At 44.0% G+C, this 22,198-nt stretch carries 23 protein-coding genes; 19 read left to right on the forward strand and 4 right to left on the reverse strand.

Features of this window, described 5'->3' with window-relative positions; all coding sequences use genetic code 11:
* Window positions 1–190: 190 nt before the first annotated feature.
* The 11 genes from Dia5BBH33_RS03850 (at window position 191) to Dia5BBH33_RS03900 (ending at window position 8,936) form a co-directional block, all read left to right on the forward strand.
* A complete protein-coding gene (locus tag Dia5BBH33_RS03850; protein WP_022381636.1) occupies window positions 191–682 on the forward strand; it encodes a YajQ family cyclic di-GMP-binding protein in 492 nt (163 codons plus the stop codon).
* Window positions 683–711: 29 nt separating this feature from the next.
* Window positions 712–1,812 carry a cobalt-precorrin-5B (C(1))-methyltransferase CbiD gene (gene cbiD / locus Dia5BBH33_RS03855; protein WP_231939229.1) on the forward strand — a complete coding sequence of 367 codons (1,101 nt, stop codon included), beginning with the start codon at window positions 712–714 and terminating at the stop codon, window positions 1,810–1,812.
* Complete coding sequence (gene cbiE, locus Dia5BBH33_RS03860; RefSeq protein WP_022381634.1) at window positions 1,797–2,420, forward strand: precorrin-6y C5,15-methyltransferase (decarboxylating) subunit CbiE; 624 nt, start codon at window positions 1,797–1,799, stop codon at window positions 2,418–2,420. The genes cbiD and cbiE overlap by 16 nt, the downstream gene beginning before the upstream one ends.
* A complete protein-coding gene (cbiT, locus tag Dia5BBH33_RS03865) occupies window positions 2,420–2,992 on the forward strand; it encodes a precorrin-6Y C5,15-methyltransferase (decarboxylating) subunit CbiT (protein WP_022381633.1) in 573 nt (190 codons plus the stop codon). Before cbiE ends, cbiT begins: the two co-directional genes overlap by 1 nt.
* Window positions 2,993–3,001: 9 nt before the next feature.
* Window positions 3,002–3,778 (forward strand): precorrin-4 C(11)-methyltransferase, encoded by a 777-nt coding sequence (gene cobM, locus Dia5BBH33_RS03870; RefSeq protein ID WP_143332411.1) that lies wholly within the window; start codon window positions 3,002–3,004, stop codon window positions 3,776–3,778.
* Window positions 3,778–4,848 (forward strand): cobalt-precorrin 5A hydrolase, encoded by a 1,071-nt coding sequence (locus tag Dia5BBH33_RS03875; RefSeq protein WP_022381631.1) that lies wholly within the window; start codon window positions 3,778–3,780, stop codon window positions 4,846–4,848. The genes cobM and Dia5BBH33_RS03875 overlap by 1 nt, the downstream gene beginning before the upstream one ends.
* Window positions 4,849–4,868: 20 nt before the next feature.
* Window positions 4,869–5,558, forward strand: coding sequence for a precorrin-3B C(17)-methyltransferase (gene cobJ, locus Dia5BBH33_RS03880; protein ID WP_022381630.1), 690 nt, complete (start codon window positions 4,869–4,871; stop codon window positions 5,556–5,558).
* Complete coding sequence (gene cobK / locus Dia5BBH33_RS03885; RefSeq protein WP_022381629.1) at window positions 5,555–6,373, forward strand: precorrin-6A reductase; 819 nt, start codon at window positions 5,555–5,557, stop codon at window positions 6,371–6,373. Before cobJ ends, cobK begins: the two co-directional genes overlap by 4 nt.
* Window positions 6,342–7,004 carry a precorrin-8X methylmutase gene (locus tag Dia5BBH33_RS03890; protein WP_022381628.1) on the forward strand — a complete coding sequence of 221 codons (663 nt, stop codon included), beginning with the start codon at window positions 6,342–6,344 and terminating at the stop codon, window positions 7,002–7,004. Before cobK ends, Dia5BBH33_RS03890 begins: the two co-directional genes overlap by 32 nt.
* 187 nt (window positions 7,005–7,191) lie before the next feature.
* A complete protein-coding gene (locus tag Dia5BBH33_RS03895) occupies window positions 7,192–8,151 on the forward strand; it encodes a FecCD family ABC transporter permease (RefSeq protein WP_232518116.1) in 960 nt (319 codons plus the stop codon).
* Window positions 8,148–8,936, forward strand: coding sequence for an ABC transporter ATP-binding protein (locus Dia5BBH33_RS03900; protein WP_231939227.1), 789 nt, complete (start codon window positions 8,148–8,150; stop codon window positions 8,934–8,936). The genes Dia5BBH33_RS03895 and Dia5BBH33_RS03900 overlap by 4 nt, the downstream gene beginning before the upstream one ends.
* Window positions 8,937–9,101: 165 nt before the next feature.
* On the opposite strand, the gene Dia5BBH33_RS03905 is transcribed toward Dia5BBH33_RS03900, so the two are convergent.
* The 4 genes from Dia5BBH33_RS03905 to Dia5BBH33_RS03915 form a co-directional block, all read right to left on the reverse strand.
* Window positions 9,102–10,235, reverse strand: coding sequence for a transposase (locus tag Dia5BBH33_RS03905; RefSeq protein WP_198419628.1), 1,134 nt, complete (start codon window positions 10,233–10,235; stop codon window positions 9,102–9,104).
* Window positions 10,141–10,680 carry a transposase gene (locus Dia5BBH33_RS11185; RefSeq protein WP_198419626.1) on the reverse strand — a complete coding sequence of 180 codons (540 nt, stop codon included), beginning with the start codon at window positions 10,678–10,680 and terminating at the stop codon, window positions 10,141–10,143. Before Dia5BBH33_RS11185 ends, Dia5BBH33_RS03905 begins: the two co-directional genes overlap by 95 nt.
* 121 nt (window positions 10,681–10,801) lie before the next feature.
* The gene (locus tag Dia5BBH33_RS03910; RefSeq protein WP_143332414.1) at window positions 10,802–11,734 is read right to left on the reverse strand and encodes an ABC transporter substrate-binding protein; all 933 of its coding nucleotides are present in this window, start codon (window positions 11,732–11,734) and stop codon (window positions 10,802–10,804) included.
* A 140-nt stretch (window positions 11,735–11,874) separates the two neighbouring features.
* On the reverse strand, window positions 11,875–12,864 hold the full coding sequence (locus tag Dia5BBH33_RS03915; protein ID WP_143332415.1) for a sirohydrochlorin cobaltochelatase: 990 nt from the start codon (window positions 12,862–12,864) through the stop codon (window positions 11,875–11,877).
* Between the two features lie 448 nt (window positions 12,865–13,312).
* Between Dia5BBH33_RS03915 and Dia5BBH33_RS03920 the strand changes: the two genes are divergently transcribed.
* Genes Dia5BBH33_RS03920 through Dia5BBH33_RS03955 form a run of 8 tightly spaced genes read left to right on the forward strand, consistent with a single transcriptional unit; the run spans window position 13,313 to window position 22,195 of the window.
* Window positions 13,313–14,347: a rod shape-determining protein gene (locus tag Dia5BBH33_RS03920; RefSeq protein WP_143332416.1), complete on the forward strand. Its 1,035-nt coding sequence runs from the start codon at window positions 13,313–13,315 to the stop codon at window positions 14,345–14,347.
* A gap of 2 nt (window positions 14,348–14,349) precedes the next feature.
* Window positions 14,350–15,261, forward strand: coding sequence for a rod shape-determining protein MreC (mreC, locus tag Dia5BBH33_RS03925; protein ID WP_022382146.1), 912 nt, complete (start codon window positions 14,350–14,352; stop codon window positions 15,259–15,261).
* Window positions 15,261–15,752 carry a rod shape-determining protein MreD gene (mreD, locus tag Dia5BBH33_RS03930; RefSeq protein WP_022382145.1) on the forward strand — a complete coding sequence of 164 codons (492 nt, stop codon included), beginning with the start codon at window positions 15,261–15,263 and terminating at the stop codon, window positions 15,750–15,752. Before mreC ends, mreD begins: the two co-directional genes overlap by 1 nt.
* A gap of 23 nt (window positions 15,753–15,775) precedes the next feature.
* Window positions 15,776–17,614: a penicillin-binding protein 2 gene (mrdA, locus tag Dia5BBH33_RS03935; protein ID WP_232518085.1), complete on the forward strand. Its 1,839-nt coding sequence runs from the start codon at window positions 15,776–15,778 to the stop codon at window positions 17,612–17,614.
* Entirely contained in the window at window positions 17,614–18,477 is an 864-nt protein-coding gene (locus tag Dia5BBH33_RS03940) for an AAA family ATPase (RefSeq protein WP_108849790.1), read from the forward strand. Before mrdA ends, Dia5BBH33_RS03940 begins: the two co-directional genes overlap by 1 nt.
* Window positions 18,478–18,483: 6 nt before the next feature.
* On the forward strand, window positions 18,484–19,599 hold the full coding sequence (rodA, locus tag Dia5BBH33_RS03945) for a rod shape-determining protein RodA (protein WP_022382142.1): 1,116 nt from the start codon (window positions 18,484–18,486) through the stop codon (window positions 19,597–19,599).
* Window positions 19,600–19,608: 9 nt separating this feature from the next.
* A complete protein-coding gene (locus tag Dia5BBH33_RS03950; protein ID WP_108849789.1) occupies window positions 19,609–21,504 on the forward strand; it encodes a TIGR03960 family B12-binding radical SAM protein in 1,896 nt (631 codons plus the stop codon).
* Window positions 21,470–22,195 (forward strand): TIGR03936 family radical SAM-associated protein, encoded by a 726-nt coding sequence (locus tag Dia5BBH33_RS03955; protein ID WP_108849788.1) that lies wholly within the window; start codon window positions 21,470–21,472, stop codon window positions 22,193–22,195. The genes Dia5BBH33_RS03950 and Dia5BBH33_RS03955 overlap by 35 nt, the downstream gene beginning before the upstream one ends.
* Window positions 22,196–22,198: the final 3 nt, after the last annotated feature.

A 22,198-nucleotide genomic window follows, 5' to 3' on the forward strand; every position in this document is an offset into this window, starting at 1 on the left:
ATTAAAAGTTCTATTTTCCTTTGAATCCTATAGAAAAAATAAAGCATGTCAAAATTAATTGGAATTTAGCTAAAAATATAAATCCCGATGACGTTGAATATGGTAAAATGAAAAGGTATGGTTTTCCTTTATTATAAGGTGAACTTCACAAGCGTAACAAACTTTCACAATATATAGACAGGAGGTTGCTATGGCAAAGGATTATTCATTCGATGTTGTTTGCCGCACAGATATGCAGGAAGTGGCTAATGCGGTCAATCAGGCGTCCAAGGAAATAGGTACGAGGTACGATTTCAAGGGGAGCAAAAGCTCTGTCACTTTAGATGACGGTCATATTACTTTAATTGGTGATGATGATTTCAAGCTGAGATTGGTCAGGGAAATCATTAACGGCAAGCTTGTCAAGAGAGGCATTTCTCTGAAAAATTTAAAAGAGCAGAAGAAGGAAGCTGCTGCCGGGGGAACTGTACGTCAGGTACTTGAACTCCAAAATGGAATCTCATCAGAGCTTGCAAAAGAAATTGTCAAAGAGGTCAAAGGTTCCAAGATTAAAGTCGCTGCTAAAATTAACGGTGATGAAGTTCGTGTAACAGGGAAAGACAAAGATGATCTCCAGGCATGCATTGCCTTTTTGAAGAAGCTGGATCTTCCGGCTGATTTGCAGTTTGTAAACTATAGATAATCGAGGGAGTTATAATGACGCCAGAGGAAATGATAGGTAGAACGTTAAGGGAAGGCCATACGACAGGAGCTACGGCTGCTGGCGCAATGAAGGCCGCGATTCTTGCCATCAGAGGAGAATTTCCGAAGCAAGTATCAGTATTATCCCCGCAAAGGAAAGAAATTGTTATTCCGGTCGAATCTGCATCTGCAGAGGGTACTGTCGGCACGGCTACCTGCATTAAGGATGCCGGAGATGATTTGGACTGCACGAATGGCACTCCCATTGTTGTCACTGTCGAACTGACTGACACCAAGGGTATGGAACTGAAAGCAGGAAAGGGAGTCGGTATCGTAACCAGACCCGGACTGCAGGTCAAGATAGGAAAGCCTGCAATCAATCCGGGCCCGCAGATCATGCTCCGCTATGTTTTTGAAGAACTCATCGGAAAAGACAAGGGATGCATCGTTACGATATCTATTCCTGAAGGGGAAGAGCTGGCGAAACAGACTTTAAACCCGGCAATCGGGATTAAAGGCGGCATCTCTGTACTGGGGACGACAGGAATTGTAAAACCGATGAGTGAGGATGCATATAAGAGATCTTTGGCACCGCAGGTGCCGGTTGTCTGGGCAGACGGATACAGGACGGCTGTGCTCTGCCCCGGACGCATCGGTGAAAACGCTGCTAAAATAATGGGAATTCCGGAAGGAGCCATTATTGAAACCAGCAATTTCATTGGGTTTATGATGGAGCAGTGCATTGCACGCGGCTTTGAAAAGATGATCCTTGTGGGTCATATGGGAAAATTGGTCAAGGTCGCATCAGGCAGTTTCCATACGTATAATCGAAACAGCGATGGCAGAATGGAGACAATGGCGGCATATGCAGCTGCAAATGGGGCATCAAAAGAAGTCGTACGTGAAATTTTAGATTGCAATACGACAGATGGTGCAGCTATTATTATTCACAGAGAACATCTTGATATGATTTATTCACAGATGGCAGAAAGAGCCCAGGTAAGATCCGAACGCTATATTTTTGGAAAATCAAGAGTGGGTGTCATATTTGCCGGGATGGATGGAACCATTCAGGCAGTCAGCTCACATGCTAAGGATATATTGGAGGAAGAGGGATGGAACATACATTAATTGTTGCAGGCATAGGGCCGGGAGGAAAGGATTTTATTCTTCCCAAAGCTCTGACTGCAATAAAACGTGCTCATTACCTCGTCGGAGGTCACAGGGCGCTTTCTGATTATGCATCTGAAAATCAAGAGACTTATGCCGTTACGGGTAAACTCGCACCTCTTGCACAGTGGATTAAAGAGGCTCTCAGTAAAGATGATGTAGTTGTCATGGTCAGTGGTGATCCGGGATACTATAGTCTTCTTCCCTGGCTGAAGAAACAGTTTCCGGAGTGTCCTTTGACTGTTATTCCCGGAATATCTTCTGTGCAGGCCGCATACTGCGCTTTGGCACAGCCATGGCAGGGATCTGAATGGCTGAGTTTTCACGGCCGTGTTCCGGATGATGACAAGCTTATGTTTTCTGAAGGCAGGAAATTATCCTTTTTAACGGACGGTGTACATAATCCTGCTTTTATAGCGGAATATCTTATGGGCAAGGGCTGGCCCGGCGAGACACCGGCTTCTGCCTGCGAACATCTATCTTACGAGAATCAGCACATTGTTACGTCAACTTTGTCTGAAATTGCAAAGCTGGATGGATTTGAAGAATCGGTAATGGTGGTGGGATAATGGCAGCATTCGGAATTGAAGATTCAGAATTTATACGTGGGAAGGTGCCCATGACAAAAGCTGAAATCAGGGCTATGGTCATGGTTAAAGCTGCAATCCAGGATAACGATATCGTTGCTGATATTGGTGCAGGAACCGGCTCATTGACCATAGAAGCAGCTTTATGTGCAAAGTCCGGCAAGGTCTTTGCGATTGAAAAGAATCCTGAGGGCATTCAGTTAATTAAGCAGAATGCAGAAAAGTTTGGCTACCAAAATATCATTGCAATCGAAGGCAGCGCACCTGATGCAATGGATGGACTTCCACCTCTTGATGTAATTATCATAGGCGGCACCAGCGGCAATATGCATAAAATATTGGATAATGCGGAAAATCTCTTGAAAAAAGGCGGAAGAATCGTACTGACCGCAGTCACAGCTGAGACTACGGGTGAAGTTGTCAGAGAATTCAAAGACCGCCCTTTCAAGTTTGAGGGATTCCAGATGCAGATCAATCGTCTCCGCAAGCTGGGGAGATATCATCTTTTCGATCCGCAGAGTCCAGTTTTTATATTTACAGCAACTAAAATTTGAGGAGGATTTATGTTAGGGAAACTTTACTTTATCGGCGCCGGTCCGGGAGACCCGGAATTAATCACGGTCAAGGGAAAAAGAATCATTTCTGAAGCAGATGTAATCATCTATGCTGGTTCTCTGGTTAATCCGGAAGTATTGAACTGCAGGAAAAATGGTGCTGTTGTTTATAACAGTGCAGAAATGAATCTGGACGAAGTGTTGAAAGTTGAATTGGAAGCTTTAAATAAGGGGCTTGAAGTCGCTCGTGTTCATACAGGCGATCCGGCTATCTATGGTGCGATTCAGGAACAGATGGATGGTCTCCGTGCTGCCGGCATCAACGAAGAACAGTTTGAAGTCATTCCTGGAGTCAGCTCTTTCCTTGCAACTGCAGCTGCTTTGAAGCAGGAATACACACTGCCTTCCATATCGCAGACTGTTATTATTACCCGTATGGAAGGAAGAACACCAGTGCCTCCAAAGGAAAAATTAGCTTCTTTGGCTGCGCATCAGGCAACCATGTGCATTTTCCTTTCTGTTCAGGCGATCGATAAAGTAATGAGCACTCTTAAAGAAGGCGGTTATCCGGGAGATACACCTGTGGCTATCGTATCCAGAGCCAGCTGGCCTGACCAGAGAATTTTCCGCGGTACGATTGATACGATTGCTGATATCCTTCATAAAGCAGGGGTTGTCAGACAGGCCATGATCGTCGTTGGCAAAGTTCTTGACACAGACTATGAACTTTCTAAGTTGTATGACAGCAAATTTACCACGATGTTCCGTAAAGGGACTGAAGACTAATGAAATATGCCATTGTTTCTGTTTCGAAAACCGGTGCCCGGTTAGGCGCAAAAGTCAAAGCGGGCATTTCGGGTGATGGAACCCTGTATGAAAGAGCGGGATCGGAAAGTGGTCAGGTAGCCGTTTATTTCAAGAGAACGATGGATCTTATTACCGAAATATTCGCGCTTTATGACGGGATCATTTTCATCATGGCATCTGGAATTGCAGTGAGAGCCATAGCGTCTCATGTAGTCAGCAAGGCCAGCGACCCTGCGGTTCTGGTTATGGATGAGTGCGGAATTCACTGTATCTCGCTATTGTCAGGACATTTAGGCGGAGCCAATGCGTGGGCAAGAGAAGTAGCTGCAGCAACTGGTGCCGAAGCGGTCATAACTACAGCAACGGATGTTCATGACCATAAGGCTCCGGATGATATTTCCCGCGAATTGATGATGAGAGTCGAGCCATTGCAGGCTTTGAAGCCGGTAAACAGTTTAATTGCTGAAGGCAAAGTATTTGCCTGGTTCCTCGATTCAGAAATACCGGATGCAGATATCATAAGGAACAAACTAGATAAGCTCGGTATAGAGTGTTTAGATATAAATCTTCTCTCAAAAGCAGATTATGCAGGCTGTGCAGTTATATCCGAGAAAAGTTTCAATATATCCAAGCCTCACGTTTATTTGCGCCCTAAAAACCTGTATATCGGGATAGGATGTAAACGCGGCACTCCCGAGAAGAATATATATGATGCTTTTCAGGATTGCCTGAAGAAAATAGGGGCTTGTGAATATCAGGTAGTTTCTCTTGCCAGTGTAGATTTGAAGGCGGATGAAAAGGGACTGCTTGATTTTGCCAGGCACATGAATTTGCCTATACATTTTTATAGGCCTGAAGAATTAAAAATAATCACGGATGAGTATCAGTTGGAAAAGTCATCATTCGTAGAAAAAACAATAGGAGTTGGAAACGTATGTCAATCAGCAGCACTAATGGAATCAGCAAAGGGCCGAACAATTCTTCCGAAAACAAAGTATGTGGGGGTAACAGTGGCAGCAGCCATGGGGTTATCTACGTTATCGGAATAGGACCAGGATATAAGGAAGAAATGACACCAAGAGCTGTCGACGCTCTTGAACAGTCTGATATCATTGTCGGATACAATACTTATATTGCTCTCATAAAAGATCTTATCGGTGATAAGGAAGTAGTCGGCAATGGCATGCGCCAGGAAGTGGACCGCTGCCAGAAGGCTGTCGATCTGGCCGTCGAAGGCAATAAGGTCGCAGTTGTTTCTTCCGGGGATCCGGGTGTTTATGGCATGGCCGGACTGGTTCTGGAACTCATCCAGAAAGTTGATGCACAGAAGAGACCGGAATGCATTGTCATTCCTGGCCTTACCGCTGCGAATACCTCTGCAGCTGCTTTGGGAGCACCTCTCATGCATGACTATGCAGTTATCAGCCTTTCCGATCTTATGACTCCGTGGAATCAGATCAAAAAGAGAGCTGATTTTGCAGCTCAGGGTGATTTTGTTATTGCCATTTACAATCCTAAGAGCCGCGGCCGTGCTACATACCTGAATGAGATCAGAGATATTGTCATGAAATATCGCAAGCCTGAAACTCCGGTAGGCATCGTCCGCAAGGCCGGACGTCCGGGAATGAACTGGACGATCACGGATCTTGAAAAACTTCCTGATGAAGATGTCGACATGCAGTCCACGGTTATCATCGGAAACAGCAATACCTATGTAGCTGATGGCAAAATGATTACTCCAAGGGGGTACAAGCTTTGATTTGGATTATTTCCGGAACTCAGGACGGACGAGAACTTGGCGCCGAACTTGCTGATCGGGAAAATTTGAAGAACCCGGATGAACGAAAGGGGATCCTTATGACGGTCGTAAGCCAGTATGGCAAAGTTTTGGCCGAACATACCGGAATTGATATAGAGGTCGGGCGTTTCACGAAGCCTGATATGGTCCGTATTATTCATGATAAGGATATCGAATTGATTATAGACGCCAGCCATCCTTATGCCGCAATTGTCTCTGAGACGGCTTTCAGTGCATGCAGGGAAACCGGTATCCAGTATATCCGTTACGAAAGACCTGAAATTCCTCTGCCGGATTACGATAAACTTTACGTAGTAAAAGACGAAAATGAGGCGGCCGAACTGGCAGGACGTTTGGGAAACAGCATCCTCCTTACGACGGGATCCAAGACACTCAGCACATTTGTCAATTCCAAAGCCCTCGAAGGCAAAGAAATATGGGCGAGAGTACTTCCCACTTCCGGTGTAGTCAAAATGTGTGAAGAACTCGGCATGAAAGCTAAGAATATACTGGCAGTGCAGGGACCGTTCTCCTATGAGATGAACATGGCAATGATTCATGATTACAAAGCTGATGTTCTGATTACAAAGAACAGCGGATTAGTGGGAGGCAGCGATAAAAAGCTTGAGGCTGCTATGAGCGCAGGCATTGCTGTTATAGTTATCGAAAAACCGAAGTCTGTACTTACCGGAGTGCCTGTTTTTAACAATACGCAGGATGTATTGAGTTATATGGAGGATCACTATGGACTTTATAAAGAACCCAAGAGCAATTGAAGAAAAGAGCATGGATTTGATTGATCCATTTATTTCTGATATTGATTTAACTGATGAAGAAGTTACCGTTTATTCACGGATGATTCATGCGTCCGGAGATGTAGACTACGGTCATCTTATTCGTACGAGCGAGAATGCTGTAGAAGAGGGCATCAAAGCATTAGCTAAAGGCTGCAATATCTATTGCGATGTTAATATGGTTAAAGCCGGCATCAACAAGAATGCACTGAAAGTTCTGGGAAGTGAAGTATTCTGCCGTGTTTCCGATCCGGAAATTGCTAAAATCGCAAAAGAAAAGAATATTGCCCGCTCCATGGCCGCAATGAATTCTTTCGGAACTGATCTGAATGGCGCTATTATTGCTGTAGGCAATGCTCCGACGGCCCTTTATGAAGCTATCCGCATGACACTGGAAGATGGAATTAAGCCGGCGCTGATTATCGGCATCCCGGTTGGCTTTGTAGGAGCTGCTGACTCCAAGGAACAGCTGATCAGGAAAGCTCCGTGCCCTTATATCACAGTAAGAGGCACGAAAGGCGGAAGTTCCATCGTGGCATCCTGCGTCAATGCACTTATGTACAATCTGGTAAAACGCGATAACATGCTTTATATAGAAGGCAAAAAGAAATAACTCTTGAGAAGCACTGATGCGCATTGGAGATCAGTGCTTCTTTCTATAGCTGTTTCTGGTGCTCTGAATCATGTGGTTCAATAATGATTTGCCTAACTTTTGTCTCAAAGGCCGCTGGCTTTACTAGGAGGAAAATTATTTGAACGAGATAGAAACGGATGAGACGATAAAAAGCAAAAGTCTCAAAATAATTATTATTCTTTTTTTCACCGGGTTTACTATATTTGCGATGGTAGCAAGCCTTACCCTGGGCTCCGTAGATATTTCTTTCTCAACTATCGTGCATACACTCTTGGGAAATGTCCAGACTACTGATGAAATGGTAATCTGGAATATCCGGTTCCCCAGAAATATCGTAGGAGCCCTTGTCGGGGCCAACCTGGCTGTCTCAGGGGCTATACTTCAGGCAGTCATGAAGAATCCCCTTGCAGATCCTGGAATCGTCGGTGTTTCAAGCGGTGCCGGATTGGCAGGCGTTATCATGCTCATATTTATGCCGGAAGCGTCTATCCTTCTGACTCCCGTCGCTTTTGTGGGGGCTATGCTTTCTGCGGCAGCTGTTTATGCGCTGGCCTGGAAAAATGGGATACGGCCGACACGAATCATACTGGCAGGGGTTGCAGTCAGCGCCTTTCTGGGAAGCGGAATATCTGCCCTGCTGGTGTTCTATTCTGATAAAGTGCAGGGGGCTCTCCTTTGGATGGTCGGTGGTTTATCTGCAAGAAGCTGGCCGCAGGTAGAGACGCTTTTCCCATACACGATACTGGGGCTTGTTCTTGCCCTGGCCGGATGTAAAGCGCTTACAATCCTGAGCCTTGGTGATGAAACGGCAAGAGGGCTTGGTGTGCCTGTCGAGCGTGTACGATTTTCCATGACCGCAGTGGCAGCTCTTTTAGCGGCAGGGGCCGTCAGCGTTGCTGGATTGATCGGGTTTGTAGGACTCGTGGTCCCGCATATTGTCAGATTGATTATCGGAACGGATTACAAGTATGTCATTCCCGGATCAGCTATTTTGGGAGCGGGCGTCCTTGTATTCTGCGATACTCTGGGCCGTGTTGCTTTTTCTCCAATAGAAATACCTGCCGGCATTATTATGGCATTTTTAGGAGCTCCGTTTTTCCTGTACCTGCTTAGGAGGAGTTCATGATGAGTGATGATATTGCTATTAAAATATCCGATGTACATGTTTCATTTGGAAATCATCATGTGCTTAAAGGAGCGAGCGGAGAAATCAAAAAGGGGAGCATTGTTACCTTTTTGGGGAGAAACGGCTGCGGGAAATCAACACTGCTGAAAGTCGTAACCGGAAATTTAAAGCCGGAAAACGGATCCATTGAAATTGAAGGGCGTACATTGTCCAGCTTTTCCGCCTCCGAGATGGCACAGAAAGTTGCTTTCCTGCCTCAGGTTCATGAAATCCCACGGGATATGACGACTGAGGAATTGGTAGCATGCGGCAGGTATCCATACCAGCACTGGTGGACAGGTGTTTCCGAGCACGATCGGGAAATCATTGAACTTGCTATGGAAAAAACAAATACGATACATTTGAAAAATCGTATTGCGGCCAATCTTTCCGGCGGTGAAAGACAGAGAGTCTGGATTGCCATGGCTCTGGCACAGGAACCTGAAATTTTGATTCTGGATGAACCTACCACGTATCTGGATATCTGCCATCAGCTTGAAGTGCTGGAGCTGATAGAAAAACTGAATCAGGATGAGAAATTGACCGTAGTGATGGTTCTTCATGATATTAATCAGGCGATACGTTATTCCCAGGATATCCTCGTGCTTGAAGATGGTATTATCAAATATCATGGGAATCCTGTTGAAATCATGACACATGAGACAATCGGTGAAATATTCAAGGTGGATGCGGACATAGAAATAAGACAGGGCAGGCCCAGTGTTATAGTCAACGGGCTGCTTTAAATCAATCTGCCTAAATGAAAAGGGGCTGCAACAAAATGGTTAATCATTTTGTTGCAGCCTCTTTTTTGCGTCTTTATTTCATCATTTTTAGCTCTGCTGTAAGCCTTTTACGTAAAAATGCGCGTAAGCCCCCTTACCCCCCATAAGACTTTTAATTATATTGTCTTAGGCGGCAATCCTTATACGCATTATTTTTGTGATGTATTTCCTTAAATTATAGCCAAGTGCTACCAGGTATAACTCGGCTTTTACAGAATCTATCCTTTTTCTGACGATTCTTTTGTACCATCTGTCATGTTTCATGATTCCAAAAGTTCCTTCAGCCTGGATTGACCGGTTCATTCTTAGCAGGGCTCCATGGATGCTTTCCAGATTATCCTGAACCTCCTGGTACATGTTATTCCGTTCTCTGCTCAATGAGATTCTTTTGTTCTTCGGGGTCTTTTTACATTGCTCTGCCAGCGGGCATCCTTGGCAGTCTTCGCATTCAAATACTTCCTCCTGCCTGCCGTATAAGTTCCCTCTGACCAGATGTCTATAGATAAATTTGAAAGCCCTGTCATTTGGACAACGGATGGTTCCATTCTCATCAACTCTAGAGTTTATTGGCCGAAACGGATTGGTATGGTATTTCTTGTCTTTCGTTTCTTTCTTGTACATGGGGAATTTCATATACTTTTCCATACCGTGCTGCTCGCAATAGATGTAATTGTTGAAAGATCCATATCCTGCATCTGCCACAGGATACTTAGGATAAGCCCCATAGACTTCGTGGAATTCCTCCATCAGCGGTACGAAGCAATCCATATCTGAACGATACTGGTTAACATCAATTACGGCAATAAATTCATCGGCAACACCTATTTGGACATTGTATGCAGGCAGAAGCTGATCATTTCCCATGTAGTCCGACTTGATTCGCATGAATGTTGCATCCGTATCGGTCTTCGAGTAACTGTTTCTGGAAGTACCGCATATCTGTATCTTCTCAACATATTCTTCAAGTTTTGATGTATATGCCTTAAGCTGCTCATACTTGCGTTGATGATCGGACTTGCGATGCCCGCTTCCATGAACAAAGGCCGTCTCATCAATCTGCCAGATTTCTTTTAATTTATCCAATACCAGACGCAGATAGTCCGGAGCGTATTCTGTATTGATGTTTACACTCATATGGTCATACTTAAGATCATCATTGAGTAACTCAAAAAGGCTGGTAATCTTGGCAAAAAAGCTTGTAGCGGGATTTTTCAGCGGATTTCTTCCATACCCAGCTGTATTTATTTGCGTTCGCTTCAAACTTGGAACCGTCAATATATATATGCTGCAAATCCACGTTGAGTTTGCCGCAGAGTTCTTTCGTAATTGAATAAAAGATATCCTTGAGAGAATACTTAAGAAAGCCCTTCACGAAATGACAGAATGTCCGATAGGATGGGGCTTCATAATTCATCAGGTACATATATCTGATGTTAACCCTGCAATTATCTTCAAGTTTTCTAAAAGAGCAATATCCTTCTTCTGCGAAACCATAGATAATCGTTTTCAGCATGTTGACGGGATTATACCTGGGTCTGCCAGCGCCACGCGTCGGTATGTAACGAAGGTACTTTTTAAGATCGATTTCCTCCATAAATCTGTCATACATTAAAACAGGATCATCGACATTGAGAATCTCAGAAGGAAACATTGGCAAAATGCCTTGTTCTGCGGTAAAATGATTGCTAGTGTTGTTATTTTTCATTGCAAAAAAATTATAACACGAAAGGCTCTGCCCCGGACCAAATGATCCGGGGCAGAGCCCTTTTTGTTGGGATGAATTTTGTCACATCCCCTTTCTTTAATATGAAATCGGATGCAGCCATTTAGCCGTTATAGGCCAGATCATACAGCTTCTCCATGGCTTCTGGTGTTCTTACACCAGGATTTAGCAGAAAGAGATCCGAGGGGAGGAAGAAGACCTTATGATTTTCTACAGCTTTCAAATGATTCCATGCAGGATTTGAACGCATGTCTTCATCCATCTTCTTGTTGATTTCATCAGCATTTCCCATCGTCACAACAAAGATGATATCCGGGTCGTCTGCAGTCAGCTGTTCAAGAGAATAAGGAACGGTTTTCCCAGTCAGATTAATATTCTTATGGGAAACGACGACATTGTTCATTTTCAGCAATTCTACCATAGATGCACAAATCGATTCAGGAGTTTCGGCAGTAATTGATTTGCCGGTAGCTCTTAATACGGCGACTCTGGCTGGTGTCTTTGCAGATGCCTTTTTTTCTATATCAGACATCTTGTTATTATAATCAGCTACAATCTTTTTTGCGGCATCTTCCTTGCCATAAACCTGTCCCATAAATTCCAGCAAAGGAACGTTATCCTTGATTCCATCATAATTAATCAGGATATAGGGAATCTTGTTGCTTTGAAGCAGCGATTCAAGTTTTGCATCATGACTTTTCTCGCCGATAACAAAGTCCGGCTTCATTCCCACCAAGGTTTCCATATTGATATGCTGGATAGTGCCGATGATTGGGAGAGATTCTGCCTCAGGAGGAATCGGGCTTGTGGTTACAGGTCTTGCAACAGAAGTGCCGCCGACACTATAAGCCATGTTCAGCAGGGGAGCGGTCAGCGTGACGACTCTCTTCGGCTGGGCTTTCATTGTTACCGTATGCTCCTCATATTTGTATTGAATGGAACCCTTCTCAGAGGATGTACCTGAAGTTGCACATCCTGCAAGAGCGAAACAGAGTGCAGCCGATACAAGAAGCGTGCAAATCTTTTTTGGAGACATTTTTCCCCTTTCTACGAATATAGTTCGTCTGCAGAAGCAGAATAAATATCAAGCCTGATGGATTTTATTGGAGGATTGTTAAAAGAACCTCCTCGGCATAGAATGACGGAGAGGTTCTTTTTATCATATCACAAATGGGATTATTTCTGCAGTGCGGACAGCGCTTCTTCAGCTCTGTTCACATAGATCTGACGGACATTCTTGTTTTCACCAAGTCCATGGATGTAAGTCTTTACAGTAAATCCGTCTTTTTCAAGGATGCTCTTATGAGAATCCGGATCACTGCCAGCCATATCATTATTTGCATGATCACCAGCGACCATCATGATTGGCATCAGGGTAACTGTCGTATAACCGCCAGCTTTCAGCTTCGGGATGACATCTTCAAGATTCGGACGGCCTTCTACGGAGTATACGAACACATTATTCATACCGAGCTGCTGCAGACGATCCTGAATAACAGAATAGTAAGCATTGCCCGGATGCGGGGTGCCATGAGCCATAATCAAGGTAGCTTCATGCGGTCCCATTTTCGGAATTTGGCTCTTGAGAGCATTTAAGAATTCTACGATCTGATCTGGTTCACCTTCGGTGCCCTGGAAATACATAAGAGGCATTGCAAGAGAAAGTTTCTTGAAGTTATTAGCCTGCATCTTGGTAATGATAGAGTCATAGCTGTATTCCATGCCAGGAATAACATCGAGAGAAACGACGGCAACACGTGTATATCCGTCTGCTTTCAGTTTAGCAAACGCTTCCTCAGGCGTTAACTTCTGAATTCCTTCCTTTGCCTTGACTCGATCGATGATGATATGGGAGGTATAAGCTTCATATACAGGTACCCCGGGATTGGCTTCCTGAATGGCTTTTTCTACTGCATCAATGGTTTTGGCACGAGTGTCTTTAAATGTTGTGCCAAATGTCATTACGAGAATGGCATCTTTGTTTGGCGCATTCTTCATTGCGGGGTTTTCAGATGTCCAAACACCTACGGTAGATGCTTCGCGAAGAGCTGGTGTAACATCCTTGACTTCCGGATTCAATTCATAGGCACTTGTCGAAAAACTGGCACCCAATGCACAAAGTGCAGCCATAGAGGCAACCACCATACGTCTAACTCCTTTTTTCATTAGAAAATCACTCCTTTTGCTAAAATTCTGATAGAAATAGAATTATAAGCAACTCGAGAGAGAATCTGAGCATTTCCCAAGTACTTGATCACAGTCTTGAGTTGTTTTATATCATAACTTTAATACAGGATTATTCTAAAGTCAACAAAAAACACAGAATTAATTAATATATCAATAGAAATAAATTAGAACAATCGGTACGTTTGAAAACATTTATAAATTAAGGTTTAGAATATAAAGCTGCATACCAGGAAATAAAAGGAAAATGAAAAATAATACGCTTCTTCTTCAGGATGATTAAAAGCAACAGGAAACCATCCGGAATTTCACCTGGAAGAGCAAATAGCAAAGCAGGTCTTCTTTACAACAGATAAGCTGGTTTTTGATGATTGTTATACCACAAACATGATATAATAAATTGTATTACTATAGAAAGGTATAAAAATGTATGAAAGCATTTTCCGCATTAACGAATAAATTAGGAATCGATCTGGGCTCCTCTCAAGTCCGTATTTTTCGTGATGACAGAGTGGTATTAGAAGAATCCAGCGTTGCCGTAGTGGATAACATCAACGGCAGAGTTCTGGGATTTGGCACAGACGCATTGATCCGATACCATGAAGAGCCAGAAAATCATTACTTGGCATGGCCTGTAAAAAACGGTTCTATTGCTGATTATAACATTGCAAAATCAATGCTGCGCTATTTTATCAATAAGGCGCTTCATCATTCGGTCAGCCGTCCATCCGTAATGATAGCGGTTCCCTGTGAGACAAGTTCGGTAGCAAGGCATGCATTAGTGGACGCCTTGATGCATGCAGGCGCGAGGCAGGTTTATTTAATCGCCTCTCCGGCTGCAGCAGCTATCGGGGCTGATTTCAATCTTGAGAATTCCTCGACGATTTTATCCATGGTCATAGGCCGGGATGTTACAAATGTCGGATTATATTGCTGCGGCGGCATCGTCTCTCAGGTGGGAGATGCCTTTGGCGGACATAATATTGATGTTGGAATCTGTCAGTATCTTCAGGATAAATATAATGTCCTGATAGGAATAGAGCAGGCTGAAAAATTAAAGAGTGAAGTGATTTCTTTAACCCGCGGAGGGAATCAGGATACTTTTACCATACGAGGCAGAAGGATCAGTGATGGGGTAGAAGTTGTCATCGAACTGTCCCTCGAAGAGCTGAGCCCTGTTATGAAAAAAATCATGAAGCCTGTCTTATCGTCTGTTAAAAGGGCTATAGCAGAAGCAACACCGGATATGGCAGGCGATCTGCTGAAGAATGGCCTGCTCCTTTCTGGCGGCAGCGCACTATTGTCCGGATTAAAGGACTGGCTTTCTTTTGAATTGGGGATTCCTGTGCTCGTTCCGGATAATCCCGCAGATATTATTTCAGAAGGCTGCCTGAAAGCTTTTGACAAGCAGAAACATCTTTCTCTCTTGATAGAGAATGGTGAAAAATATTATGGAGGCGCTTAATCGTGATATTTTTTGATAGGAAGAAGATAGTATTTGCCATTCTTCTTTTTATATTTGCAGGAGCTTGCGGCTGGTTCTGGAGGCACAGAGAATATATTCCCTTTGTTTCCCAGCCTCTTTCCACCGGAGCAGCACCCTTTGAATATGGGGTAAGCCGCGCAGCCTGGAATACAAGAGATGGATTGGGAATCCTTTCTCAGGTTCTGAATAACTGGAAAGAATTGGATTCTCTTAAAAAAGAAAACGAGAGCCTGAAAGCTGAACAGTCAGGTTATAGTGAAATATTGGCTGAAAACATAAGGCTCAGGAGTCTCTTGCAATTCAAGCAGGGTTATAAGCAGTACAATATGCTTGGAGCATCAGTCATTACGAGAGATTATGGCGGATGGACACAGACCATGGTGATTGACCGCGGAGAAGACAGCGGTTTAAAGAAGTATATGCCGGTTATTGTTCCGCCCGGTCTGGTCGGATTCATCAGCGAAGTCTATGAAAATTCAGCCCGTGTTCAGCTTCTTCTTGATCCAAGGACTACAGTTGGCGGCATTGTAGAGAGACCGGCTTCCCGTGTCGTTTCTATGGTATCGGGAAACAGCGGCAGTCCTGACAAGCTTGCCTTTATAAATCTCGCAAGAGAGGCAGATGTCCTAAAGGGTGATGTTATCATCACTTCGGGCTATGGCGGAGTTTATCCGAAGGGTCTGGTTATTGGAACAGTTTCTAATGTTGATGTGGATACGATAGGCGGAAGCCAGGTCGCATATATAACGCCGGCTGCTGATTTTTCTCATTTAGAAGAGGTATTCGTTATTACGGATCAAGTACAAAAAACAGCACCCGGGAGTATTACGGCTAATGCACCTAAGCGTGAACCGCCAATGAACCCCAACAAGGTGCAGGCAGGTGAGAAATAATGAGTTCTTTTTCGATAACGATTTTCATACTTGTCGTTATTTTTATTCAGGCTTCATTTGCTCCAATGCTTTTTCATGGATTGGTCCAGCCGGATCTGATCCTGACCAGTATTGCCATTGCAGCACTTCTTTTTGATAAAAGGAAAGCTTTTGCCATAGCAATGGCCGGCGGGCTCATTCAGGACATTATCATTGGCAACTTTTTTGGCCTTCATTTACTGCCATACTTATTGATAACAGCGCTTCTGGTCAGATTTGGAAGAGGAAGATATACACGCCACTGGTATATATCTTTGCTTGCTGTTGTTATGGCAACGATTGTGTACTTGCTGTTCTCCAGTTTGATTTTGTGGTGGGGAGGAAGTCATTATCTTTCCTATTCCTACTTCTTGAGTCTAGGTATTCCGCTGACTTTCTTAAATGGTCTTTCGTCTATAATCCTTTATAATTTATTGTGGAGGATGAAGCGTGAAAGTGAGCCCAAATGGTGAAAAGAAAAAACATACCAACTTTTTTGACAAGCTTATTAAAAAATAAAGAAGAATCCAGATATGCCCGGATGATTTATGCTGCAATCATTCTCTTGTTCATATTGTCAGCCAGATTATTTTACATGCAGGTGGTCGAGGGCAGTTACTATAAAGAAGAAGCAGATGGAAACAGAATCCGCAGTATTCCTGTTCAGGCTACCCGCGGAGTCATGTATGACAGGAACGGAGTCATTCTGGCAGGTTCAAGGCCTGCATACAGCGTCATCATGCCTGTTGACAGGAAGGGAAATACCTTAAGTGATGACGAACTGCAGAAATTATCAGTCCTGCTAAAAATGCCTGTTGCTGATCTGAAGAAAAAGATAGAAGACAATAAGAGAGCTTTTGGTGCTATTTATCTTGCCAATGATGTCGGCGTAGATGTAGCAACACAGATTGAAGAAAAGAAAGATGATTTCCCGGGAATTCAGATCGAGGTCAATCCTCTTAGAGTGTATCCTTTAGGAGCGGCTGGAGCGCAGGTACTTGGATACGTTGGTGAAGCCGGTCCGGATGATAAGGATGCTGATGGAAATCCATATACAACAGCAACTTTGATCGGAAGAGCCGGAATCGAAAGGAAATACAACCAATACCTTGAAGGGAAAAACGGATCAAAAACAATTGAAGTCAATGCTTCGGGGCAACCGGTCGGTTATGTCGGCGGTACACCTGCCGTTTCCGGAAACAATATCCGATTGACACTTGATGCCAACCTGCAGAAAGCTGCAGAGGATGCGATTGATTCCCAGGTCAAGATTCTGGCGAAATCAGGTATTTATGCAACGGGAGCTTCTGCTGTAGCGATTGATCCTAACAGCGGCGCGGTACTGGCTATGGTCAGCGAACCAAGTTATGATCCGAACCGCTTCAGCAAAGGAATTTCAACTGCTGACTGGAATCAGATTATTAATAATAAAAATCATCCTATGCAGAACCGTACCATTGCATCCATGTATCCTCCCGGATCCCTGTTCAAGGTCGTTACGGGGGCGGCTGCGCTGGAAGCAAAAGTCATGTCGCCGACAGAGAGGATTTTTGACAGCGGCAAGCACTGGCTTGTAGATAAAAGGAATGCGCAGGGCGAAGCCTTTGGGTGGATTGATTTTTATGAAGCCCTGGAAAAATCAGATAATGTGTATTTCTATGAAATGGGCCGCCGCCTTGGAATCGATAAGTTATCCCAGATGGCGCGCGAGTTTGGATTAGGCAAGCCAACTGGGATAGATCTTGCTGGTGAAGCTGACGGAAACGTTGCCAGTGAAGAGTATAAAAAGAAAGTCTTTGATCAGGACTGGTATCTGGGCGAAACAATGGATGCTGCTATAGGGCAAAGTTATACATTGACTACGCCAATCCAGATGGCCATGGTCTATTCGTCCATTGCAAACGGCGGCTTCAAATATCAGCCGTATCTTGTAAACCGTATTGATAAGCTGGATGGTTCTCCTTTAAAGATTTATTCTCCTAAGCGTGTCGGATCGCTTCCTGTATCCAAAGCAACTTTGGACGATATCCACACTGGTTTAAGGATGGTTATGTCCAAAGACGGTACCGGCGGGATGCTGTTCCATGACTATCCGGTAAGCATTGCCGGGAAGTCGGGAACCGCAGAAACGAATGGTCTGGATAATGGCTGGTTTGTAGCATATGCTCCATTTGACAAACCGGAAATTGTCGTTTTATGTATGTTTGAACACAGCGGATTTGGTGCAGATTCTGCAGCACCAGTGGTTAAGGAAATCATGGATGCATACTTCCATTTTGGAAAATATGCTAAGTCAGCTGCATCTAAGGATTCCGGGACAGGAGGTAAATCCTAATGGCTAAAGTCTTATCTATAGCTTCCGGAAAGGGCGGGGTAGGCAAGACGCTTTTGACAGCCTCATTGGGGATAGTCATGGCCCATAAAGGTTACAGAGTCCTGCTCATAGATGGAGACATGGGCTTAAGAAACATGGATTTGATTCTTGGTTTGGAAAATGAATGCTTCTATAATATTTTAGATTTGGCTGAAGGCAGATGCTTCATGAATGATGTAAAGCTTTCTGTCAGCAAAAATCTTGACTTTATTCCCGCAGCACAGGCAGAAACATGGGATGAAATATTCCCTGCAGCTATCAGTGTCATACTTGATGATGCCGGCGATGATTATGATTTCATCTTATTGGACTGCCCTGCAGGAGTAGGGAGCGGAATTCAGTTCGCAGCAGATGTTTCAGATAAGTTTATGATCGTTGTGGCTCCTTCGTGGGCATCCAGACGGACGGCTGACCAGGCCGCTCAAATGATTAAGCCCAAAGTTGATTTCTCTTATGTGATGAATCAATTTTCGTTCTCCAATCAGAATCAGGCATCCTTTCAGGAAATGCTCGAAACGATCGATTCGGAGTATTTCGGTGGAGTGATTCCTTTTTCTGTAGAAGCAGCTCGTCTTGCAGGTCATGGAAATCTGAAGGATTTAAAGCTGAACGGGCCTTTTGGAAAAGCGGTTGATTACGTATACAGATCAGTCATTGAAGGGAAGGAATTTCCGTTAAGTGTCTGGTCAAAGCTTATCCGGGGCTGTGACAATGAAGCTGATGAGATCTTGAATAAGAGCGCTGGTTTGGTTCCTGTTATTAACAAGCCTGGGCTTTCCTGGAACTCAGGAAGCCAGTTTTACAAATGGCGGAGAAGGAGATGAACCGTATTGAATTTGATTCATTATTGGCGCCGTATTGACAGTACGCTTTTATTGACGGTTCTTGGACTGGGCATCATCTGCCTTTTGATCATTGCAAGTGCTACACATGCAAATATTCCTGATTATCCCGGCAGATATGATTTTGTTATGAAACAAGGCGTTTTTCTTGTAGGCGGAATCTGTATTGCCGCAGGAACGCTTTATTTCGACTACAGGAAATTATATAGATTGGTTCCTGCATTATATATCATTAATGCAGTCATGCTTTTAATCGTAAAATTTGCCGGAACAAGTGCCCTGGGGGCGCAGCGCTGGATCCAGATCGGACCTTTTACACTTCAGCCTTCAGAATTTGCCAAGCTGATCATGATTATCTGTCTGGCCCGCCTGCTTTCTACCAACCATACAGGGTTTAAAACATGGAAGAGTCTGATTCCGGTTGCCGGCATGATGTTTTTGCCGACAATACTGATATTTATCCAGCCGGATCTGGGAACGAGTCTCGTCTTTGCCGCGATTGCTTTCGGCATGCTTTACATTTGCGGACTCCGGATGGAGCTTGTAAAAAGAGCGCTCATTGCGTTAGTTGTCATGTTTCCGGTAATTTGGTTCTTCGTTCTTCACAGCTATCAGAAGATGAGAATTCTGGTTCTTTTCAATCCAAGTGTTGACCCGTACGGATCTGGTTACCATGTCATCCAGTCCAAAATATCTATCGGTAGCGGCGGATTTTTGGGACAGGGACTTTTTGAAGGGACGCAAAGCCAGCTGAACTTCCTCCCGGAAAATCATACGGATTTTATTTTCTCTGTTATTGGGGAAGAGCTTGGATTTATCGGTGCCATCTTTGTCATATTCCTGTATTTTGTACTGCTTTACAGAACGATTATGATTTCCCGCTCATCAGGAGATTCCTTTGGCAGCCTTCTGGCATGCGGAATCTTTTCGATGTGGCTGTTTCAGGTATTTATTAATGTGGGAATGACGTTAGGAATCATGCCTGTTACAGGCATTCCTCTGCCCTTTATGAGTTACGGCGGCAGTGCATTAGTTATGAATCTGCTGTGCGTTGGTATTTTGATGAACATTTATTTAAGACGTAAGAAGTTAATGTTTGACTAGGAGAAGAAAATGAATCGAGTAGAAATAGATCCAGTTTGGTTAATGCATGTCCAGAAACCAGCCAGATATGTCGGCGGCGAATGGAACAGTGTAATGAAAAATCATGCAGACGTGGATGTAAAGGTCGCTCTCGCGTTTCCTGATGTTTATGAAGTCGGAATGAGCCATTTAGGGCTGAAAATCATTTACAGCGTCATCAACTCCAGAAAAGATGCCCTGGCTGAACGAGTCTATACACCATGGGTTGATATGGAAAAAATGATGAGAGAAAGAAATATACCTCTCTATGCACTGGAATCCAAAGCGCCGATTAAAGACTTTGACGTTCTTGGTCTTACAATGCCCTATGAAATGTGTTACACCAACATCCTCAATATGATCGATCTGTCTGGAATCCCAGTGCTTTCCAAAGACCGCACAGATGAGGATCCTATTGTTGTTTCCGGAGGCCCCTGTGTTTATAATGCTGAGCCGATGACTGATTTTATCGATGTATTTTTTATCGGCGAGTCAGAAGAAGCCATTCAGGAAATGGTTGAAGTCATAAAAAAATGGAAAGCAGAAAATAAACCCGGCGGAAGATGGGAAGCCATTCATAGACTGGCTGAAATCAAGGGATGCTATGTTCCTTCTCTGTATGAAACTTCTTACTACGAAAATGGCATATTCAGAGCCATAAAGCCGATTGATCCATCGGCACAATTTCCTGTTGAAAAGAGAGTCATAAAAGACGTCGATCATGTTATCGTAGACGATAAGCCGATACTTCCTCATATCGAGATTGTCCATGACCGCGCTGTGCTTGAGATGTTCAGAGGCTGCAGCAGAGGCTGCCGTTTCTGTCAGGCGGGCATGATTTACAGGCCGGTCAGAGAAAAGAGTGAGGAAAAGCTCCAGGAAATTGCTGATACTTTGATTAAGAATACCGGATATAATGAAATTTCCTTAATGTCACTGTCCTCGGCAGATTATTCCTGCCTTCCGGAACTGGTCGATCATTTGATGGATAATTTCAAGGACAAGAGAGTCAGCGTAAGCCTTCCGTCCCTGCGTGTCGACAGTTTCTCCGTCGATATTGCCAAAAAGGTGCAGCAGGTCAGGAAGAGCGGTCTTACCTTAGCACCGGAAGCCGGTACACAGAGGCTTCGCGATGTAATTAATAAAGGCATTACCGAAGATGACATCATGGGAGCATGTTCAAACGCATTCAGAAATGGATGGGACCGCGTTAAGCTGTACTTTATGATGGGTCTTCCTACAGAAACTGATGAAGACCTGAAGGGGATTGCTGATTTAGCAAACAGGATCAATGAACTGTATCATGAGATACGCGGCAAGTATGGGTGCAGAATCACTGTCAGCGTTGCAAGCTTTGTACCAAAGCCTTTTACTCCGTTCCAGTGGATGCCTCAGTGTAGCGTAGAAGAAATAGAAAGAAAGCAGAAATATTTAAAGAGCCTGTTTACCAACAGACATATTAAGTTTGCATACCATGACGCACGGACCGGCTATATGGAAGCCGTTCTTGCAAGAGGTGACAGGAAGCTTAATCAGGTTATCCTCAAGGCCTGGCAGAAGGGCTGTGAATATGACAGCTGGACAGAATTCTTTGATTTCGATAAATGGATGTCATGTTTTGAAGAGTGCGGAGTCGATCCGGATCAGTACGCTGCCAGAGACAGGGATGAATATGAAGCTGAACCCTGGGACCATATTGACTGCGGAGTAACAAAAGATTATCTTCGCAAGGAATGGAAGCTTGCACAGAAGGGCATTCTCACACACGACTGCAGGCATCTGGCATGCAATGGCTGTGCAGTCTGCCCGATACTTGACGTAGCATTGATTGATCATAAAGAGGAGAATTGGAATGATAAGGCTGTTTTTATCTATAAGCAAAGGTGAGGAACTGAGATTTCTGGGGCATTTGGATTACTTAAGAACTATGGAAAGAGCCATTATGAGATCCGGCCTTCCGGTAGCATTTTCAGAAGGATTCAATCCGCACATGAAAATATCAATGGACTCTGCGCTGGGCGTAGGGGTTACTGCGGATCCTCTTTATATGGAAATGGATCTTGAAAGAGAAGTTCCTCTTGATGAAGTTAAGTCAAGCCTGACAAGCCAGCTGCCTGGAGGAATCTCTATTAATGGAATCATTGTTGTCGTAAAAGAATGCCCCAAGCTTTCCGCGATTTTCAACGAAGATGTATATCAGATGGAAGGCCCTGTTTATGAAGATTATGACGCTGCCAAAGCCGAAGCAGGCATCCAGAAATTCAATGATTTATCTTCTTTTATTTATAAAAGAGTAACTCCTAAGAAAGTCAGGGAGATGGATGTAAAACCTATGATTCTTGAACCTCTCCGCTTAAGCATCAGGAATAACAGGGCTTACCTTACCTTTTCCCTGGTCAGGAGCACTACGGGAACCGTGCAGCCTAAGGATATCTGGAAAATGCTGTCGGACTCCTTTGGCCTTCCCTGGGTCAATGATGAATTTATATGCTCAAGGGCAGGTACCTATCAGCGCGACGGGGAGAAGAGAAAGACACCATTCGATCCTGAATTTATTGAAGTTTATTCGAAAGGGTAATAT

Origin of the sequence: Dialister hominis, assembly GCF_007164725.1 — a bacterium.
GTDB classification, from domain to species: Bacteria; Bacillota; Negativicutes; order Veillonellales; family Dialisteraceae; genus Dialister; species Dialister hominis.

What these genes read in the sequence shown, in the direction of transcription:
- Dia5BBH33_RS03950 (WP_108849789.1), top strand. Translation starts at nt 19,609, where the DNA reads ATGAATCGAGTAGAAATAGATCCAGTTTGGTTAATGCATGTCCAGAAA.
- mreD (WP_022382145.1), top strand. Translation starts at nt 15,261, where the DNA reads ATGAGTTCTTTTTCGATAACGATTTTCATACTTGTCGTTATTTTTATT.
- Dia5BBH33_RS03850 (WP_022381636.1), top strand. Translation starts at nt 191, where the DNA reads ATGGCAAAGGATTATTCATTCGATGTTGTTTGCCGCACAGATATGCAG.
- cobM (WP_143332411.1), top strand. Translation starts at nt 3,002, where the DNA reads ATGTTAGGGAAACTTTACTTTATCGGCGCCGGTCCGGGAGACCCGGAA.
- cobJ (WP_022381630.1), top strand. Translation starts at nt 4,869, where the DNA reads ATGACACCAAGAGCTGTCGACGCTCTTGAACAGTCTGATATCATTGTC.
- Dia5BBH33_RS03875 (WP_022381631.1), top strand. Translation starts at nt 3,778, where the DNA reads ATGAAATATGCCATTGTTTCTGTTTCGAAAACCGGTGCCCGGTTAGGC.
- Dia5BBH33_RS03890 (WP_022381628.1), top strand. Translation starts at nt 6,342, where the DNA reads ATGGACTTTATAAAGAACCCAAGAGCAATTGAAGAAAAGAGCATGGAT.
- Dia5BBH33_RS03955 (WP_108849788.1), top strand. Translation starts at nt 21,470, where the DNA reads ATGATAAGGCTGTTTTTATCTATAAGCAAAGGTGAGGAACTGAGATTT.
- cbiD (WP_231939229.1), top strand. Translation starts at nt 712, where the DNA reads ATGATAGGTAGAACGTTAAGGGAAGGCCATACGACAGGAGCTACGGCT.
- Dia5BBH33_RS03920 (WP_143332416.1), top strand. Translation starts at nt 13,313, where the DNA reads ATGAAAGCATTTTCCGCATTAACGAATAAATTAGGAATCGATCTGGGC.
- cbiT (WP_022381633.1), top strand. Translation starts at nt 2,420, where the DNA reads ATGGCAGCATTCGGAATTGAAGATTCAGAATTTATACGTGGGAAGGTG.
- Dia5BBH33_RS11185 (WP_198419626.1), bottom strand. Translation starts at nt 10,680, where the DNA reads ATGAAAAATAACAACACTAGCAATCATTTTACCGCAGAACAAGGCATT.
- Dia5BBH33_RS03910 (WP_143332414.1), bottom strand. Translation starts at nt 11,734, where the DNA reads ATGTCTCCAAAAAAGATTTGCACGCTTCTTGTATCGGCTGCACTCTGT.
- Dia5BBH33_RS03915 (WP_143332415.1), bottom strand. Translation starts at nt 12,864, where the DNA reads ATGAAAAAAGGAGTTAGACGTATGGTGGTTGCCTCTATGGCTGCACTT.
- cbiE (WP_022381634.1), top strand. Translation starts at nt 1,797, where the DNA reads ATGGAACATACATTAATTGTTGCAGGCATAGGGCCGGGAGGAAAGGAT.
- Dia5BBH33_RS03940 (WP_108849790.1), top strand. Translation starts at nt 17,614, where the DNA reads ATGGCTAAAGTCTTATCTATAGCTTCCGGAAAGGGCGGGGTAGGCAAG.
- Dia5BBH33_RS03900 (WP_231939227.1), top strand. Translation starts at nt 8,148, where the DNA reads ATGATGAGTGATGATATTGCTATTAAAATATCCGATGTACATGTTTCA.